Annotated in this window: 17 protein-coding genes, 1 pseudogene and 2 other annotated features; of the genes and pseudogenes, 17 read left to right on the top strand and 1 reads right to left on the bottom strand. The window is 34.0% G+C overall.

The features are described 5' to 3' along the window. Positions 1-14 precede the first annotated feature (14 nt). Positions 15-623 carry an NUDIX hydrolase gene (locus tag NSS97_RS10030; protein ID WP_341112376.1) on the bottom strand — a complete coding sequence of 203 codons (609 nt, stop codon included), beginning with the start codon at positions 621-623 and terminating at the stop codon, positions 15-17. An 81-nt stretch (positions 624-704) separates the two neighbouring features. On the opposite strand from NSS97_RS10030, the gene NSS97_RS10035 reads away from it, so the two are divergent. The 17 genes and pseudogenes from NSS97_RS10035 (at position 705) to NSS97_RS10110 (ending at position 19,638) form a co-directional block, all read left to right on the top strand. After that, on the top strand, positions 705-1,343 hold the full coding sequence (locus NSS97_RS10035; protein ID WP_107887924.1) for an MSMEG_1061 family FMN-dependent PPOX-type flavoprotein: 639 nt from the start codon (positions 705-707) through the stop codon (positions 1,341-1,343). A 236-nt stretch (positions 1,344-1,579) separates the two neighbouring features. Next, positions 1,580-1,811 (top strand) — a binding site (T-box leader). 115 nt (positions 1,812-1,926) lie between these two features. After that, positions 1,927-2,158 (top strand) — a binding site (T-box leader). A 155-nt stretch (positions 2,159-2,313) separates the two neighbouring features. Then, positions 2,314-3,609 (top strand): homoserine dehydrogenase, encoded by a 1,296-nt coding sequence (locus NSS97_RS10040; RefSeq protein WP_107887925.1) that lies wholly within the window; start codon positions 2,314-2,316, stop codon positions 3,607-3,609. Further along, entirely contained in the window at positions 3,602-4,660 is a 1,059-nt protein-coding gene (gene thrC / locus NSS97_RS10045) for a threonine synthase (RefSeq protein ID WP_044444254.1), read from the top strand. Before NSS97_RS10040 ends, thrC begins: the two co-directional genes overlap by 8 nt. After that, positions 4,657-5,550, top strand: coding sequence for a homoserine kinase (gene thrB / locus NSS97_RS10050; protein WP_044444253.1), 894 nt, complete (start codon positions 4,657-4,659; stop codon positions 5,548-5,550). The genes thrC and thrB overlap by 4 nt, the downstream gene beginning before the upstream one ends. A 92-nt stretch (positions 5,551-5,642) precedes the next feature. Continuing rightward, positions 5,643-5,855, top strand: coding sequence for a DUF6366 family protein (locus tag NSS97_RS10055; RefSeq protein WP_002031378.1), 213 nt, complete (start codon positions 5,643-5,645; stop codon positions 5,853-5,855). Between the two features lie 221 nt (positions 5,856-6,076). Next, positions 6,077-8,380: a glycoside hydrolase gene (locus NSS97_RS10060; RefSeq protein WP_107887926.1), complete on the top strand. Its 2,304-nt coding sequence runs from the start codon at positions 6,077-6,079 to the stop codon at positions 8,378-8,380. A gap of 359 nt (positions 8,381-8,739) precedes the next feature. Beyond that, positions 8,740-9,741: an LCP family protein gene (locus NSS97_RS10065; protein ID WP_002126935.1), complete on the top strand. Its 1,002-nt coding sequence runs from the start codon at positions 8,740-8,742 to the stop codon at positions 9,739-9,741. A 62-nt stretch (positions 9,742-9,803) separates the two neighbouring features. Continuing rightward, positions 9,804-10,064 (top strand): annotated as a pseudogene (locus NSS97_RS30455) (sensor histidine kinase); the annotation flags it as partial. Positions 10,065-10,198: 134 nt separating this feature from the next. Beyond that, the gene (locus tag NSS97_RS10070; RefSeq protein WP_044444251.1) at positions 10,199-11,020 is read left to right on the top strand and encodes a peptidoglycan-N-acetylglucosamine deacetylase; all 822 of its coding nucleotides are present in this window, start codon (positions 10,199-10,201) and stop codon (positions 11,018-11,020) included. A 14-nt stretch (positions 11,021-11,034) separates the two neighbouring features. After that, a complete protein-coding gene (locus NSS97_RS10075; RefSeq protein ID WP_044444250.1) occupies positions 11,035-11,691 on the top strand; it encodes a YkyA family protein in 657 nt (218 codons plus the stop codon). A 158-nt stretch (positions 11,692-11,849) separates the two neighbouring features. Beyond that, the gene (locus NSS97_RS10080; RefSeq protein WP_002012374.1) at positions 11,850-12,530 is read left to right on the top strand and encodes an MgtC/SapB family protein; all 681 of its coding nucleotides are present in this window, start codon (positions 11,850-11,852) and stop codon (positions 12,528-12,530) included. Between the two features lie 77 nt (positions 12,531-12,607). Next, positions 12,608-13,144: a GNAT family N-acetyltransferase gene (locus NSS97_RS10085; RefSeq protein ID WP_002141362.1), complete on the top strand. Its 537-nt coding sequence runs from the start codon at positions 12,608-12,610 to the stop codon at positions 13,142-13,144. Between the two features lie 250 nt (positions 13,145-13,394). Further along, a complete protein-coding gene (locus tag NSS97_RS10090) occupies positions 13,395-15,203 on the top strand; it encodes an IucA/IucC family protein (protein ID WP_107887927.1) in 1,809 nt (602 codons plus the stop codon). A 67-nt stretch (positions 15,204-15,270) separates the two neighbouring features. After that, entirely contained in the window at positions 15,271-17,112 is a 1,842-nt protein-coding gene (locus NSS97_RS10095) for an IucA/IucC family protein (RefSeq protein WP_016120048.1), read from the top strand. Further along, positions 17,099-18,337 (top strand): AMP-binding protein, encoded by a 1,239-nt coding sequence (locus NSS97_RS10100; RefSeq protein WP_044444247.1) that lies wholly within the window; start codon positions 17,099-17,101, stop codon positions 18,335-18,337. Before NSS97_RS10095 ends, NSS97_RS10100 begins: the two co-directional genes overlap by 14 nt. Then, positions 18,334-18,609 carry a petrobactin biosynthesis protein AsbD gene (gene asbD / locus NSS97_RS10105; protein ID WP_002064932.1) on the top strand — a complete coding sequence of 92 codons (276 nt, stop codon included), beginning with the start codon at positions 18,334-18,336 and terminating at the stop codon, positions 18,607-18,609. The genes NSS97_RS10100 and asbD overlap by 4 nt, the downstream gene beginning before the upstream one ends. A 24-nt stretch (positions 18,610-18,633) precedes the next feature. Beyond that, the gene (locus NSS97_RS10110) at positions 18,634-19,638 is read left to right on the top strand and encodes a DUF6005 family protein (RefSeq protein WP_341112386.1); all 1,005 of its coding nucleotides are present in this window, start codon (positions 18,634-18,636) and stop codon (positions 19,636-19,638) included. Positions 19,639-19,651: the final 13 nt, after the last annotated feature.

The following is a 19,651-nucleotide window of genomic DNA, read 5'->3' on the forward strand; positions in this document are numbered from 1 at the left end:
GGAGTCCTATTTTTTTATAAACTATTTTTGTTTAGCGATTCTTGTCCTTGCACTATAACAAATTCATAGTATTCAAGATCATAAGGATAAATATCTTCAAATGTTATCGTTATCGGATTATTGTTTAAAACAGAATTAGTCGTTAAAGATGAAATCTCTCTTCTTAATAGTTGTAGAAAAGAAGTCGCATGTACTTTCATCACATCGTCTACTTCTTCACCTGGTGCAAATGGAAGTGGTTTTATTACATTGTGGAAATACATATGACAAAACTCACGATCAGTAAGAATTGAAATTTCATAATCTATTTTATAGATTCCTTTGTATGTTAAATCATTCGTTTGGAAGGAAAGACCCAGTTCTTCCTCAATTTCACGTAGACCGCCAATTAGTACATCTTCATCATGCATAATATGTCCGGCGGATGTAATATCCCATATACCCGGAGCTTCTTTTTTATTATTAGAGCGTAATTGGAAATATAAGAACATATCCTCAGCATCTTTTTCTACAAACCAGCAATGAAATGTTTCGTGCCAATCACCGTCACGATGCACGTCATCACGTAATTTCTTTCCAAGTGTATTTCTTTCAGGATTAAATATTGTTAACCACTCTGTCATTTTAATTCCCCTTTCTGCAAATTTTATTATACAATATTTGTATTGAATTTTGGGAAAATAAAGAAAAAGGAGTGATTATTAGTGAAGATAGAGAATAAGGAAATAAAATCAATAATTTCAACTGAGGAAGAATTACGACAAATATTGGGGCAACCAAGTGAACGGGCTTTGAAAAAAGTTATTTCATCACTTGATCACCATTGTGTAGATTTCCTGTCTAAATCGCCTTTTCTAGTATTATCTACTGCAAATAAATTCGGAGAGTGTGATGCTTCGCCGAGGGGAGACGCACCTGGATTTGTATATGTATTAAATGAAAATAAAATTATCATCCCAGAAAGACCGGGTAATCGTCGTATAGACTCTATTTTAAATATAATTTCAAATTCGCACGTAGGGTTAATCTTTTTTATTCCGGGTCTTGGGGAAACAGTCCGAATAAACGGTAAAGCATATATTACGAATGATGAAGAAATTTTGAAAGAAATGCAGGCGAATGGACGCAATCCGTTACTTGGAATTGTTGTTGAAATAGAAGAATGCTATATTCATTGTGCAAAAGCTTTTATTCGTTCAAAAATGTGGGATCCAGAGTCATGGTTAAATAAAACAGAGCTACCTTCAGCACCGAAAATGTTAATGGAGCATGCGAAAGTGAATGCTTCAGAAGAGGAAGTTGCACGTTCTTTAGAAGAAAGTTATAGGGAAAGATTGTATTAAAAATTATTTTTTAAATATAGTGTTGAAGTATGAAACCCTAAACGTTTTAGAGTGAGACTTTAACTATGAATATTGTTAATTTGTATGTGATGAATATATGTGCAAGAGAATAAATCTGTATTAGATGATTTGTTATTTTAAAATATAATTATTCATATTCTTAAAAATTGTGAAGAAAAATAGGCTTGCTTTTTGAAAAGTTGATAACTATAATAAGTTAACAAATAGACATGAACGAAAAAGTAACGATAAGGACATGAGATGATTTTTACGGTTTACAGAGAGGGAAGACAAGGCTGTGAGCTTCCTAACACGAAAAATGATCTTACCACCTTTGAACTTCAATAGTGAACGAGTAATCTAGTAATTATTGACGGTATCAGCCGTTATCTGAACTTGAGCAATCTAGAAGAAAGTAAGTCTAGGTTGGAACAAGGGTGGAACCACGAAAACACATTCGTCCCTTTCCTAGGGATGAGTGTGTTTTTTTATAGTTTTTAAGATTGAAAATTTAAAATAATTAAAAAATAGTATTGATTTTGTTTTTTATGCGAGTATAATGAGTTAACAAATAAACATGAGCGAAAAAGTAACGATAAGGACATGAGAACATTTTTACGGTTTACAGAGAGGGAGGCCAAGGCTGTGAGCTTCCTAACACGAGAAATGATCTTACCACCTTTGAACTTCAATAGTGAACGAGCAATCTAGTAATTATTGACGGTATCAGCCGTTATCTGAACTTGAGCAATCTAGAAGAAAGTAAGTCTAGGTTGGAACAAGGGTGGAACCACGAAAACACATTCGTCCCTTTCCTAGGGATGAGTGTGTTTTTTTATTACTTTGAAAGGAGGTGCGGTAACATGAAACGATTAGTACGTACGGAAATAACCACCACCTGCATGATTAAAAAGCAGAGTAAGGTGATTCACAGGTGTAACAATTAAACTATTTAGGAGGAGATTAGAAAATGAATAATGTTATTAATGTTGGGGTATTAGGGTTAGGTACTGTCGGAAGTGGTGTTGTCCATATTTTGAAAGAACATTATCGAAAGATCGCTCTTGATACAGGATATGAAGTAAAGGTAAAGATAGTCGTTGTACGTGATTTGGAAAAGGAACGTGATGTTTGCATTGATGGAATCGTAGTAACAAGTAATGTCGATGAAGTTCTAAATGATTCAAATATTGATATTGTAGTAGAGGTAATGGGCGGAATTGAAGAAGCGAAAGAGCATATTGTGAAGGCTTTGCAAAGTAAGAAACATGTCGTAACAGCAAATAAAGATTTAATGGCTGTATATGGTGCGGAGCTTCTGCAACTGGCAAATAAAAATGAATGTGACCTATGTTACGAAGCGAGTGTAGCCGGTGGGATTCCAATATTAAGAGGATTATCAGACGGGCTAGCTTCAGATCAAATTGAAAAAATAATGGGAATCGTAAATGGAACAACAAATTATATGTTAACAAAGATGAGTCAAAATGGATGGTCGTATGAAGAGGCTTTACAGGAAGCGCAAAAATTAGGGTTTGCAGAATCAGATCCGACAGCGGATGTAGATGGACTAGACGCTGCGAGAAAGGTAGCAATTCTTGCAAACTTAGGTTTTTCGATGAATGTTTCTTTAGATGATGTTCAAGTTAGAGGTATTCGAAAGGTTGAAAAAGAAGATTTAGAGATGGCCGGAAAATTAGGATTTACAATGAAATTAATTGGTAAAGCTGAAAAACAAGGATCATCCATTCACTTAAGTGTAGAACCGACTTTATTACCACGTCATCATCCGCTATCGAATGTGAATAATGAATTTAATGCGGTGTATGTTCACGGTCAAGCAGTAGGGGAAGTGATGTTTTACGGACCTGGAGCTGGGAAGTTACCAACTGGTTCTGCTGTAGTAAGTGATATTATTTCAATCGTTAAAAATATGAATCAAGTTCCGAAAAATAAAAGTGCGTTAAAAGAACCAGAGCCTTACGAATTACAAGGAGATGAAGAAGTAGTTTCGAAATATTTCTTACGTATTTCATTACGAGATGAGCCAGGGATGTTACAAAAAGTGACAGAATGTTTCGTTAATTATTCTGTAAGTTTAAAAGAAGTTATTCAATTACCTTTAAATCGCGAACTTGCAGAAGTCGTTGTTGTGACGCATCGAACTTCAAAATATCAATTCGAACAAGTTTTAGGAGCGATAGAAGATGTCGCAAGTGAAATAAACAGTTACTACATTATTGAGGAGGAAAAACAATATGTATAAAGGACTATTAAAACAGTACGCTTCTTATTTACCGGTGAATGAAAACACACCTGATGTCAGCTTAATGGAAGGGAATACACCCCTGATTCCATTATTAAACATATCAAAACAATTAGGGATTCAGTTATACGGAAAATATGAAGGAGCGAATCCAACAGGTTCTTTTAAAGACCGTGGTATGGTAATGGCAGTTGCAAAGGCGAAAGAAGAAGGTTCAGAGGCTATCATTTGTGCATCTACAGGTAATACATCAGCATCAGCTGCCGCATACGCGGCACGCCTCGGAATGAAATGTATTATCGTAATACCAGAAGGAAAGATTGCGCATGGGAAATTAGCGCAAGCAGTTGCTTATGGAGCGGAGATCATTTCAATAGAAGGGAATTTCGATGATGCACTTAAGGCTGTAAGAAATATTGCTGCAGAAGAGCCGATTACATTAGTAAACTCAGTAAATCCTTACCGAATTGAAGGACAAAAAACAGCAGCATTTGAAATTTGCGACCAGTTGGAAAATGCACCAGATGTTCTAGCTATTCCGGTTGGGAACGCAGGGAACATAACAGCATACTGGAAAGGATTCTGTGAATATGAAAAAGAAAAGGGTTATAAAAAACCAAGAATTCACGGCTTTGAAGCCGAAGGAGCAGCTGCAATTGTAAAAGGGCATGTAATTGAAGAACCTGAAACGATTGCAACAGCGATTCGTATTGGTAACCCAGCGAGTTGGTCGTATGCAGTAGAGGCTGCCGAACAGTCTAATGGTGAAATAGATATGGTGTCAGATGAGGAGATTTTACATGCGTATAGATTGTTAGCAAAAACTGAAGGAGTTTTCGCAGAGCCAGGATCAAATGCTTCATTAGCGGGCGTAATTAAACATGTTCAATCTGGAAAAATCAAAAAAGGCGAAACAGTTGTTGCAGTTTTAACTGGAAATGGTTTAAAAGATCCTGATATCGCAATTTCTTCTAATAAATTTGATATTGCAAGTGTGTCAAATGATATAGAACAAATTAAAGATCATATTAAAGGGGTGATTATGTCGTGATACCATTAAGAGTTCGTGTTCCTGCTAGTACAGCGAATGTTGGACCAGGATTTGATTCTGTTGGAATAGCTTTGTCATTATATTTAGAAGTAAGTGTAAAGGAAGAAGCTGATAAGTGGCAAGTGATACATTCTTTTGACGATTCAATTCCAAAAGACGATAAAAATTTAATTGTTAGCACGGCATGTAAAGTATGTCCTTCTTTATCACCCCATATAATAGAAGTTACTAGTAATATTCCGCTGACAAGAGGGCTAGGAAGTAGCGCATCAGCGATTGTAGCAGGAATAGAGCTTGCGAATCAGCTTGGAAATTTGAACTTAACAACTGATCAGAAAGTTCAAATTGCTACAAATTTTGAAGGACATCCAGATAATGTTGCTGCTTCTATTTTAGGTGGAACTGTAATCGGAGCGCTGGATGGAAAGAATGTTTCGGTTGTAAGGATTGAAAGTAAGGAATTAGGCGTAATTTCTCTTATTCCAAATGAAGAGCTAAATACGGAGGAAAGTCGATCTGTATTACCAGAGGTGTTTCCGTTTCATGAAGCGGTTAAGGCTAGTGCGATAAGTAACGTATTAGTAGCTGCATTATGTCAAAAGAAGTGGGAAGTTGTAGGTGAAATGATGGAACGAGATCATTTCCACGAGCCATATCGTTTAGAACTTGTACCGTTATTACCATCAATTCGTAAATGTGCAAAAGAATTCGGAGCATATGGCACAGCGCTTAGTGGTGCGGGACCATCCATTTTTATTTTAACTCCGTACGAGAAGCGTAAAGAAATAGCTGACCAATTAGCGAGAGTATTTGCAGCTATGAAAGTATGTGAGCTTGAAATTGATCATAAAGGGATTACTGTAAATAAGGAAGAACATATTGGATTATAAAGAAAGCTAGCATCGCTAGCTTTCTTTAAGTTATGGAGAATCTATTTTAAAGGGGATTTTTCGGAATGAACATTAATTTTAGAGGTGATTATATGAGTTCAAAAGAGTCACCAGAAGAAAAAAGAGAACGCATGAGACAAAGTGAATTGAAAAATAATCCTACCGGTTCTTTGAATGATGGACTCAACAGGGCGGAATCAGGTAGCCCCGCTGATATGACAGGTGGTATGAATTGGAAAGGTACAGGGATATTAATTTTAGTGCTAGTTTTAGGATATATTATATATAGTTACTTTTTCAGTTAAGGAAAGCTTGATGGAATTTAGATTTGCTTGATCTAATTATTAGTGAGAATAAAAAAACAAGGATTAAAGTCCCACTGTATTACATATTTTCTTTAAACAGATTACAGTAATACGTAAATTTTTTTTGCTCATAATAGAGCTAGCATTATGCTAGCTCTATTATTTTTTTGCCATATTCCTGTAACAAACCTCCTGTATATTCATTGGTGGAGGTGCAGAAGATGAAAAAAATGATAGCGATATGTCTTCTTACAACATTGTCACTTTCGACTTTAGTCGGGTGTGATGTAAAAGGTAATGATGCTTTACAAGAGTCTAAAATAAAGAAAGCGACGTATAAAGATTTTACTTACGATGTAAATCCTGAGACTTTTACGTTAACTGTAGAACATGATGGTGTAAAAGAACAGGCATCACAACCGTTACCAAAAATGAAGGTATCTAATTTGAAAAAAGAAAAGGATCATACATCATGGGAATATCCGGATCAAAAAGTAAAAGTAAATTTAGAAAAGAAAAAAGACCACTTAAATATTGAAGTGGAATCGACTGGTGCAGAAAGTTTTACATGGCCAAAAGTGCAAGCTGAAAATTATACACTTCCGTTATGGGAAGGTAAGCAAATTCCGAGTAATGATGAGAATTGGAAGAAGTTTTTAAAGGATGATGCATATTCATTTGCTGAATCATTTTCTATGAAGTTTTTTGCATTAAATGGTTCTAAATATTCGATCGTATATATTGCGAACAATATGTTTAATAATGAATTGAAATTTCATTCAGATCCGAAAATAGGGTTTGATTTTACACATGAATTCCCGAGTATAAATAAAAATAAAACATATGGATTTCAATTATATGTGACAAATAATGATGCAGTAAGTATCGCTAAACTGTATAAGGATAATATTGCTCAAAAAGGTGAATTTAAAACATTACAAGAAAAGGCAAGAAAAAATAAAGAAATCGAAAAACTTTACGGGGCAGCTCATTTTTACTTTTGGAATCAAAATGGTTTATCAGAAAGTAACGTGAATTGGCCGAAGCTAAGAGAGCAAATAAATAGCCCGGTGTTTAGTCATATAAAAGGGCTTATTCAAAAGAATAGTTCGGAGCCTGGAGAACTGAGTGTGTTTGAGCAAGTAAGTAAACAAGATTTCATTGATAAGTACCAAAAAAATGTTATTTTACGCTATACAAACGAAGTATTATCTATGAAGGAATTGTATAAAGAGGATATTTTCCCGAAAGTTAATCAGGAAGCTAGTGTGTTATTAAAGAAAGGTGTAGATCACTTATCGAAGACAGAGCTGTATAGCTTAAATAAACATTTATTAAAGTCAGTACTCGGTGATGCAGTTGAAGAAGTAAGTAAATGGGGTAAAGCAGATGGAACGGATATAATAAAGGAAATGAAAAAAGTAGGGATAGACAAAGCGTGGATTGGTCTACCGAACTGGGAACAAGGATTTATGCAGCCTAATTTCGTGACAGAAGCTAAGAAAATAGGATATTTAGTTGGTCCGTATGATTCTTATCATTCTATTCACGAAAAAGCTGATAAAAATTGGAATACAGCTTCTTTTCAAGATCCATCGCTATATGAAGAGGCAACTGTGACGAAGAAAAATGGGGAAAAAGTGCAAGGATTTTTAGGTAGAGGGCGAAAGTTAAATCCAACTTTATCTCTTCCTAGTGTAAAAGAGCGAATGAACGAGATATTACAAAATGGACCTAAATATAATTCATGGTTTATTGATTGTGATGCAACAGGTGAAATTTATGATGATTATTCGGCCAAACATATAACGACACAAGAACAAGATTTAAAAGCAAGGTTGCAACGAATGGATTATATTGCGCAAGAAAAAGGTATGGTAGTTGGCTCAGAAGGCGGAAATGACTTTGCAAGTAGCACGATTGCATTTGCTCACGGCATTGAAACGCCTGTTATTAAATGGGACGATGAAGATATGAGGAAAAATAAAACAAGTCCGTATTATGTGGGCGGATATTGGTCACCGAATCAAAATGTTCCAGAAAAATATGCAAAACAAGTACCGTTAAAAGAAGAATATAAACAAGTATATTTAAATCCAGTATATTCGGTACCATTATATAAACTAGTATACAATGATTCGGTTATTACAACGCACCACTGGGAATGGGGAAGTTTGAAAGTAAAAGATGAGGTAGGAAACCGAATGTTATATGAGTTATTGTATAATGTGCCTCCGTTGTACCATTTAGATGAAGTAGAGTGGAATAAGCATAAACAAGAAATTACGCAGCATCTGAAAGTTTGGAATGAAGTTCATGAAAAGGCAGTAAAAGAAGAAATGACGAACTTTGCATATTTGTCAGAAGATAAATTAGTCCAATCTGCTTCTTATGGAAAAGGGATTAAAATCATTGTGAATTTCTCTAATGATGATGTGGAAATAGAAAAAACGAAAATAAAAGCAAAATCAGCTTTAATTTATAATAATGGGAAGCAAATGATATACACACCAAATGAGAAATAATAAAGTGAAATTTTAATCAGTGGGGGGGTTATCCCTCACTGATTATTAGTCATCACCAATCAAAATTTCACGGCCCAAACTTGACTCTTTTATTCCTGATAAATTATGAGGTGAAAGTCTTACTACCTGCAAATAACAGAATGATAAATCTGTAAATTTGAACGTTTTGAAGTGTTAAATTTTTGAAGTTGATAAATAGTGACTTGCCAAAAATAAGCACGAGAGTATAATGTGAAATGGAATACATATTGGATTCATGATGTAACCTTACAAAAATGTAAGGTGATTGAAAGGAAATTCAATATGAAGATTACTAGACATACATTATACTAGGAAAAGAGAAAGAGAGGAGAATGAACATGAGCTCTGAATTAGAACAAGATACGAGAAGCAGTAAAAAACGTTCTAAAAGAAAATCAATAAAATGGTTCATTTTAATTCCATTTTTCCTACTTGTTTTTGGAGGAGTAGGATATGGATCGTTTATATATAACAAAGCAAAAGCTGTTGTAAGTGATGCATATGCACAAATTGATAAGTCATCAAAAAGGGACAAAGAAGTGGAACCTTTAAAGGATAATATTTCGATTTTAATCATGGGTGTCGATGGAAGCGAAATGAGAAAAAGCCAATATGGTGAAGCGGTTCGAACAGATGCACTTTTATTAGCGACAATTAATAAAGATGATAAATCCGTTAAATTAGTAAGTATTCCTCGTGATTCACGTGTTTATATTCCATCTAGAAAGAAATTAGATAAAATTACACACGCACACGTATTTGGTGGTGTTGAAAGTACAAGAGATACAGTGGAAAGATTTTTAAATGTACCAGTTGATTATTATGTGAAGTTTAACTTTGAGTCATTTGTACAAATTGTAGATTCAATTGGTGGTATTGATATTGATGTACCTGTTACTTTCACAGAACAAGATAGTAAAGACCAAGCAGGTATGATCCATTTAGAAAAAGGTTACCAACATTTAAATGGTGAACAAGCCCTTGCACTTGCTAGAACGCGTAAAATTGACAGTGACGCAATGCGTGGTCAAAGGCAACAACTTGTAATTGAAGCAATTGCGAAAAAAGCAATGTCTGTTCAATCAATTAGTAAAATGGGCTCTTTACTTGATGCAGTTGATAAAAATATGAAAACAAACTTAACGTTTGATGATATGCTTGCTATTACGAAAAATATGGCAGGATCAGATTTGCAAATGGAAAAGATGCAAATAGAAGGAACGGATAAACGTATTGGTGGTATTTATTATTACATTCCAAACGAAAAAAATGTGAAAGATATTTCGACTAAGTTAAATGAGCATTTAGGTGTTACACCAAAACCAACTCGAAATGAATAAGTATAAAAAAAGGTTGGCCTCAGCCAATCTTTTTTTATGGAAATGGATTGCTTCATTTATTTTTAGTAGAAGGGCTACTAGTTTTTTCACGTCTACAGTTAAATCATTTTAATTTATATAAACAAAAGGTGCAATTGTACGATATACTAGAGGAAAGAATTTGGTAATTAACTCCTAAAATAGAGAAAATAAATTCATCTCATTGCAAGTTGAAAGCGAATTGAATTGATAGAAGATCAAACAGGTTAAAACAAATCTTCTTGAAAGTTGTACATAGTGCAATCAAGAATTGGTATGAAAAGAATAAAGAGTTTGTTGAGGCAGGAAGAACAATTTTGATAAAACTCCCATTATAATTCATATTTTAGATTGTTTATATAGTGTAATAAAATAAATAGATGTATAATTATATTGGGTGATTTATATATAAGATTAATAGGGAGAGGAATTCGATAGAATGGAAAAGGCTTTTAAAATTAAACGAGTTGCAGTTGTTTCAGTAGCGATTGCAATAGTAGCTATTGGGTATTTCATGTTTCAATCTATTACTTCACCAGCAAAAGCTGTTGCGAAGCAAGAAAATATAGTGCAGCTTGCAAGTGAACAATCGAAAGTTGAAATGAATAAAACGGCGCCAAGTCGTTTTAACGGAATGGAAAGAAAAGTTGCTTATCTTACATTTGATGATGGGCCAGGGAAATATACGGCTGAATTATTAAATATGTTAAAACAGCATGATGCGAAGGCGACATTCTTTTTAATAGGAGCGAATGTAAAAGCGTTTCCTGATTTAGTAAAACGTGAAAATGCAGAGGGTCATTATGTTGGAATGCATAGTATGACACACAATTTTGCGAAGTTATATAAAAATGGCGAATATGTTAATGAAATGAAAGAAGATCAAAGCTTAATCGCAAATATTATTGGAAAATCACCTCAATTAACACGTCCACCATACGGGTCGAAGCCTGGTTTAAATGAAGGCCTTCGAAACAAAGTAGTAGAGGGTGGTCTTAAAGTATGGGACTGGACAATTGATTCTTTAGACTGGAAATACAATAAAGTACCAGTCGATGCAGCGGCAGCACAAATCGCTCAAAATGTATTAGCTGGTGCAACAAATCCTCAAGAAGTCATTTTAATGCATGATATTCATCCGCAATCAGTCGCAGCTGTGCCAGCAATATTAAAGGGTCTAAAAGAAAAGGGTTATGAGTTTGAAGCATATCATGAAGAGAATCACTTCCCCGTGAACCTCTGGCATGATAACCGTATGTAATGGAGGAATTGAAGTTGAAATATGGAAAAGTAGCAGTAGTTGGAGCATTATCAGTAGGATTATTATCAGGTTGTTTCGGTGAAAAGCCAGAAGAAAATTTATTTACGGCTTTTGAAGCAGCATCTACACAGGAAAAATCTTTAGCAGATGACACAAAAAAATTAGAGAAGTTAGAAAAGCAAGGACAAGAACTTTATTCTCAAATTTTACAAGAAGGTAAAGAGCATAATGAAGCAGTTTCAAAGAAAATAGAGCAAGCTACTGCAAATGTAGACGAGCGTGAAAAAGTATTGAAAAACGAGAAGGAACAGTTAGAAAAAGCGCAGAAAGAAACGACATCTGTTCAAAATAATATTGAAAAACTCGAAGATAAGAAATTACAAAAACAAGCAAAAACAGTAGAAGAATCGTATAAAAATCGTTATGATTCCTTCCAAAAGATGAATGAGAATTACACGAAGGCGTTAGCGACTGAAAAAGAACTGTATGAAAAATTAAAAGTAAAAGAAACGAAGTTAAAAGAAATTGGTGAAAAAGTTAAAACTGTTAATGAGTTAAATGTGGAAGCGCAAAAGGCGAAAGAACAGTTTAATAAACATACAAAAGAGTATAATGATAATAAGTTAGCATTTTATAAAGATGCACAAATTAAAATTAAAGAACAAAAATAAAGAAAGATCTTAATTATAATAAAAAGCCGGGGGAACATTGTCAAAAATGTTTTTTCGGTTTTTTACTTTAAATGAATAGAAAAGACTGGAATTGATATCATAAAAGAGTTATAGTGAAATATTCGAAGGGAAACATTGTAAAGTAAGGAGAAGGAATTATGTCATATGAATTTTTATTCAAATTAGGTTTAGCACTCTTTTTAGGATTATTCATCGGAATAGATAGGCAGCTAAAGAATAAACCGCTTGGTGTGAAAACAAGTATGGTTATTTCCGTAGCGAGTTGTTTAATTACAATGGTTTCAATTGAATCAGTGAATGTTTATTCTGTACCGGGTCATACAAACATGGATCCAATGCGTCTCGCCGCTCAAATTGTTAGTGGGATTGGTTTTCTTGGAGCAGGCGTAATTTTACGAAGAAATAATGACGTTATTTCAGGATTAACGACAGCCTCTATGGTATGGGCCGCTTCAGCACTAGGTATTGCGATTGGTGCAGGGTTTTATATACAAGCGACGGTTGCTATGATTTTAATTATATTAGCGATTAACGTACTTCCGCAAATTGTGAAAATTGCAGGCCCTTATTCATTAAGACAAAAGGACTTATCTATAAAAATTACCGTAAACAAACATCGAGAGTTAGACGGGATTTTTAAGCAAATTAAAAATTTAAATATGCAAGTGAAACGAGTGAAAATTAAAGATATTGATAATGGGGCATCTCAGCAATTGGAAATGGTCATTTTAGCTCCAGAAGATTTATATACAACTGAATTATATAGTTCTTTAAAAGAAATCGATCATGTTGTTTCAGTAGAAGTTGAAAGTAGATAAAAAGAGTGATGAAAATTCACTCTTTTTTTAATGCATACAAAACATCTTGCTATAATTATTTTCTAAGGGGGATGAGTATGGTGGAGATACATATTAGAAGGGCAATAAAAGATGATATTTCGGCAATTGCAAAAGTGCATGTGGATAGTTGGAAAACAACGTATAAGGGAATATTCTCTAATGAAATTTTAGACAATATAACGTATGACCAACGAGAAAAGCTATGGGAAAGTATATTTCAAAAAGAAGACGGGCATCAATTTAGGTTTGTAGCAGAAACGTTAAATGGTAAAATAATTGGATTTATCGATGGGGGAGTTGAAAGAACAGGTACATATAATTGTGATGGGGAATTATATGCAATATACATTTTACAAGAGTATCAAGGAATGAAGATAGGACAAAGATTATTTCAAGCTTTACTATTTGATTGTAAAAAAGATAATATGCAATCTCTTTTAGTTTGGGTAGTTTCTAATAATCCTTCTAAAAAGTTTTATGAAAAATATAATCCGGAAAAAATTGACACGAAACTTTTAGAAAGACTAAATGTAGAAGAAATAGCATATGCTTGGCGAGATATGGATTGTTTATACAAATCACTATTAATTTAGAACACGATAATATTATTATGTAAACTTAATCTACAAGAATGAAAAAATACATCAATAATTATATTGGTGTATTTTTTTGTTGACGGATTAAATGTTTTGAAAAGGTGAAAAGTTTAGCTAGATAAAAAAATTCTGAAATATATCTTGGAATGATTATCATTATCAATTAAAATCATAGTTGATAATAAAATTCAACTGTCAGAAGTTTCACGAAAAAATGATAGTGTTCGTCTAAAAGAGGAGGAGCAGTATGCAGCATGCGAAACAAATCGCGGAACATGCAACAATACAAAGCTTTTTAAATTGTTATTTAAGAGAAACAGGAAGTGGAGAATGGATTACGGAGGATAAAAGGATAGAAAATATTTTCTGCCATTCATTTCAAAGAGACGCTATCCCCACTTATTTATGCTGTCGGTTATCGGCACAAAACGTTACTTTGTATGGGGAAGTTATATATAAATCGTCAACGGACCGTCATCTATTTGGAGAACAATTTTATTACCAAATTGGCGAAAATAAAAATGTTATTAAAGCAGATTATATTACGGTTATTATGTTTTTAATAAAGGAAATGTCTATTAACTATGGAGAAGGTACGAATCCTGATGAACTTATGCTTCGAGTTATCTGTAGTTGTCAAAATATTGAGAAGTTTATACAAGGAAGGGAGCTGGATACAGCTGAATTATATGGTTTCCATACGACTTTTATAGAGGCGGAGCAATCTTTATTATTTGGACATTTAACTCATCCTACACCAAAGAGTAGACAAGGTATATTGGATTGGAAAAGTTCAATGTATTCTCCTGAATTAAAAGGGGAGTGCCAACTTCACTATTTTAGGGCACATAAAAGTATAGTAAGTGAAAAGTCATTGTTACAAGATTCTACAACGGCGATGATAAAAAAGGAATTAAAGAACGATGAAAAGGTAGGTCAAGAATTTATTGAAGAGTACTGTCAAGAAGATGAATATTCATTAATTCCAATCCATCCGCTACAAGCAGAATGGCTATTACATCAATCTTATGTGCAAAATTGGATGAATCAAGGTGTACTTGAATATATCGGTTCAGTAGGTAAGTGTTATATGGCGACATCATCACTTAGAACGCTATATCATCCTCATTCGAAGTATATGTTCAAGTTTTCATTCCCTGTAAAGGTCACGAATTCAATGCGTATTAATAAATTGAAGGAACTTGAGAGTGGACTTGAAGGTAAGGAAATATTGAATACTAAAATTGGAGAGGTGCTAGAAAAGTTTCCAGGATTTGATTTTATATGTGATCCGGCCTTTATTACTTTAAAATACGGGGCACAAGAGTCTGGATTTGAAGTGATTATTCGAGAAAACACATTTTATAGTGAAAATGAAAATGATGCAACGCTTATCGCTGGATTAGTACAAGATGCAATTCCGGGTGAAAGAACTCGTTTAGCAAATATTATCCATCGCTTAGCGGATTTAGAAGGTAGAAGCTGTGAAGAAGTAAGTTTAGAGTGGTTTAGACGATATATGAATATCTCTTTAAAGCCGATGGTATGGATGTATTTACGTTATGGCGTTGCATTAGAAGCGCATCAACAAAATAGTGTTGTTCAATTGAAAGATGGTTATCCAGTTAAGTTTTACTTCCGTGATAATCAAGGTTTTTATTTCTGCAATTCAATGAAGTCAGTGCTAGATAATGAACTAGCGGGTATTGGCGAACGTACTGGGAATCTATATGACGATTACATTGTAGATGAAAGATTTCGTTACTATTTAATTTTTAATCATATGTTTGGACTAATTAACGGTTTTGGTACAGCAGGATTAATAAAGGAGGAAATTCTTCTTTCGGAATTAAGGTCTGTACTTGAAGCGTTCCTTCCATATAACCGCGAACCTTCTACATTTTTAAGTGAATTGTTGGAAGAAAATAAATTGGCATGTAAAGCAAATTTGCTAACGAGATTTTTCGATGTTGATGAACTGACAAATCCTTTAGAGCAAGCAATTTATGTACAAGTAGATAATCCACTCGTTAGAGAAGTGGCTGTTCGTTCATAAGTAGTGCTAAAATTTCACGTAATACAAATAATGGAATTTGATATTCCGTATTATAGCGGAGGGATTTATGAAAGAAGAAGTTTATCACATAAAAATATTGAAGGCACTCCAATCAAAAGAGTACATTTCAGTAAGAAGAAGAGTATTCCGGCAATTAGTAGAATCGTTAATTTATGAAGAGATCATTACACCGATTCGTATACAAAAGGGAGAGCAAATACTTTTTATTATACAAGGTCTTGATGAAAAGGATCAAAATGTAATGTACCAATGCTATGGGCAAGAACGTATGACATTTGGGCGTATTTGTTTACATGACTCATTAATAATGAGAGTTCAAGATGAGGAAGAAGAAATACAATCAGTTTCACAATTTTTACAGGAGATTTTTCGGATTGTTCAAGTGGATCGAACGAAATTGGATTCTTTTATTCAAGAATTAGAACAAACAATCTTCAAAGATACGATTGCACAATATGAGAGAAGTTGTGAAGAAGACTATCTTGCGAAATCTTATGATGAGCTTGAAAGTCATTTAATAGATGGACACCCGTATCATCCTAGTTATAAAGCACGCATCGGGTTTCAATATCGTGATAATTTTCAATATGGATTTGAATTTATGCAATCAATGAAAATTATATGGATTGCAGTTCATGAGAAATATACGACTGTAGGATATGAAAGTGAAGAGAGTTATAACTGTACCTTTAAAGAAGAAATTGGTGAAAAGAAAATCGAAGAGTATATGGATCGTATTCGAACAATGGACTGTGATTCGAAGAAGTACATGTTTATACCTGTTCATCCTTGGCAGTGGGAGAACTTTATTATTCCGAATTATACTGACCATATACAGGATAAATATATTATTTATTTAGGGAAATCAGAAGATGATTATTGCGCGCAGCAGTCGATGCGGACATTAAGAAATGTTACGAATCGAGAGAAACCATATGTAAAGTTATCAATGAATTTACTCAATACTTCAACTATCCGTACATTAAAACCACATTCGGTTGTGAGTGCACCTGCTATATCGAATTGGTTAAAAGATATAGTAAATCATGACCCTTATTTAAGGGATGAATCGCGTTTAATTTTGTTAAATGAATTTTCGAGTGTTACGTACGATGCGAATAAAAAAGCTACGTATGGCTCATTAGGATGTATTTGGCGCGAAAGCGTTCACAAATATTTAGATAAGAAAGAAGAGGCAATCCCATTTAACGGTTTATATGCCAAGGGAAAAAATGGGACACCAACTATTGATTTGTGGTTAAAGAGATATGGAGTAGAAAGCTGGTTACAATTGCTTATTCAAAAAGCAATTATCCCAGTTGTACACCTCGTTGTAGAGCATGGAGTCGCATTAGAATCACATGGACAAAACATGATTTTAGTTCATGAAGAGGGAATACCAGTCCGTATTGCACTAAAAGATTTTCATGAAGGACTGGAGTTTTATCGTCCATTTTTGAAAGAACTCGAAAAATGTCCTGACTTTACTAAAATGCATAAAACATATGCGAATGGTCAAATGAATGATTTCTTTGAAATGGACCGTATTGAATGTTTACAAGAAATGGTTTTAGATGCGCTTTTCCTATTCAATCTAGGTGAACTGGCTTTCGTGCTGGCAGATGAGTATCAGTTGAAAGAGGAACAATTTTGGATCATTCTTGTTGAAGAAATAGAAGATCATTTTGAAAGATTTTCGCATTTGAAAGAACGTTTTGAAGCATTACAATTATATGCACCTACATTTCATGCAGAGCAATTAACGAAGCGTCGTTTATATATGGATGTGGAATCGCTTGTTCATGAAGTTCCAAATCCATTGTATAGAGCAAAGCAACTTACAATACAAAAATCAGTTGTTACAGGGGGAAATCATGCTAATCGTTAATAAACAAGAATTTAGCAAATATGATTTTGAATTGAGATTACAAGGTTACGAGGGAGTGGAACAATTTCAAGAAGCAGAAGGAAATAGATTTGCACTTTGTCTGAAAGATCCATTCGATATTATTACGCTTGTGTTTTTCCTAAAAGAAAAAAGAGCATCTGTACTACTTATTCATGAAGATACGCCAAAGGATACAGCTATTGAAATGGCAAAGCGCGCAAAGTGTACTGCACTTTTATACGGAGAAAGTAACGACTTTACAAAATTAGAAGTTCCAAATCTATTACAAGAAGAACCGTCTTTATTGCAGTATAGTTCAGGTACAACAGGAGAGCCAAAACTGATTCGTAGAGCATGGACGGAAATTGAAACAGAAATTGCTGCTTACAATGAAGCTTTAAAATGTGAAGAAGACGAAGTGCCAATTGTAATGGCTCCAGTTTCACATTCATACGGATTAATTTGTGGCACGTTATCAGCAATTACGAGAGGTAGTAAGCCTATAATCATTACAAATAAAAACCCTAAATTCGCATTAAATATAGTTCGTAATACCGAAAAACATATCATATACGCAGTACCACTTATGTTACATATTATGGGGAGTTTTCCACAAGGGACTTTTCAGTTTCATAAAATTATGACATCAGGATCACCTTTGCCAGAAACGCTATTTTATAAGTTAAAAGGCATGACGAAATACATGATGCAGCAGTACGGCTGTTCTGAAGCTGGTTGCATTAGTATATGTCATGCTATGGAAACACATTTGGATTTAGGAAAACCACTTCCTCATGTAAGTATTAACATAGGGTCAAATGAAGATGAACCTGAAGAAATCGTAGTGAAAATTGCTGAAAAGGAGATTTATACAAAAGATTTAGGTTATAGATCTGAGCAAGGCATTCATTTCATGGGGCGAATAGATGATGTTATTAATGTGTCCGGTCTAAAGGTATTTCCTATAGAAGTGGAAGAAACGATACTTCGATTAGAAGGTATTCAGGAGGCGATTGTATACCGGGGCAAGCATCCTGTGATGGGAGAAATAGTAAAAGCGAAAGTAGTCTCTCGTATTGAACCAGTACAAATACGAGAATGGTGCATACAGCATTTACCGTCTTATAAAGTGCCACATGAAATTGAAAATGTAGCAGAGATTCCGAAAAATAAAACAGGGAAAGTAAGTCGGAAGTTATTAGAGATGGGAGAGATAACAACATGAGTCGTGAAATGTTAAAAGAAGCAGTTTTAAGTATTATGAGAGAAAAAATGGAACTGAAAAATGTAACGCATTTAGAAGAAACGATGCGTTTAAATCAAGATTTATATATAGATTCGGTAATGATGTTACAGCTTATAGTATACATAGAAATGGATTTAAAGCTATGCGTTCCAGAGGATGAGATAGACCCAAAGGCTTTTCTTACTGTAGGATCTTTGCTTGACTTTATGGAAGAGTTACAGCCGTTACACGAAATAAATGTGAATAACTAACCTTTTAGGAAAGTGGATGAGAGTATGACTTCAATTAAAGTTCACTGTTTAGTGAGTTGTTTTTGTGAAATTATAAAAAGGCGTAGCGATATAGATTTCCGTCCATTTTATTTCGGATTATGGGATGGAGATTTTGATATAACAGAAGACGGGATTATTTCTTATCATTCCGAAAACATTAATCATGATAACTACTTACTTTGGTATGAAAAATTGTATGGCATTAAAGTGAACGAATGGTACGATCATTCAAAAGATAAAAGTAGCAATGTAGAAACATTTTTAGAATTAGTAGAAAATAAGCCGGAAAATCGTTACGTAATTGTAATGGTTGATATGTCTTTATTGCCTGAGAGAGAAAATAAGTTTCATCAAAAACCGTTTCCGCATTACTTAATGATATCGAAGACAGAGAAAGAAGATGAATGGTTCATGCTTGATCCTGATTTTCGCTGGGAAGGGAATATGGAAAGAGAAAAAGTGCTCCATTCTGTTAAAGACAACCCATTTGGTGGAGGCTATTTCATTGATATAGAAGGAATTCAGGAGCCAACACAAGAGATGGTAGAAAGTTATTTCATGGAAACATTCAAAAAAGATGATAATGAACTAACAATGGAATTAAAAAAATTAATAATAAAAATGGTAAATGAAGAGGGTGGGTATTCACTTTCCGGGCTCGTAACGGCAGTAAAGCAAATACCCGTATTGGCAATACGTAAATATAGCTATGAACATGCCTTTGCATACTTCCGTGAAACTTTACAATATTCGGAGCAAGAATTTGATTATTGGTGTGATCGAGTGGAAGACATTGTACAAGGATTTACAAATGTACAGTACCGTGCTATTAAAATGGCAATGACAAATAATAAAGATATGTTATTACCAATTGTTGAGAAACTTGATGAAATGAATACAATTGAACTGCAAATTAAGGATGAACTAGAGAAACAGTTTCTGTTATGGAAAGAAATGACAACAAATCAGTCTTTCTTAACTAATACAAGTTCATTGAATTTAAGATAAGGGAGTTCAAATC

Origin of the sequence: Bacillus sp. FSL R12-0074, from assembly GCF_038005725.1 — a bacterium.
Classification (GTDB): domain Bacteria; phylum Bacillota; class Bacilli; order Bacillales; family Bacillaceae_G; genus Bacillus_A; species Bacillus_A mycoides.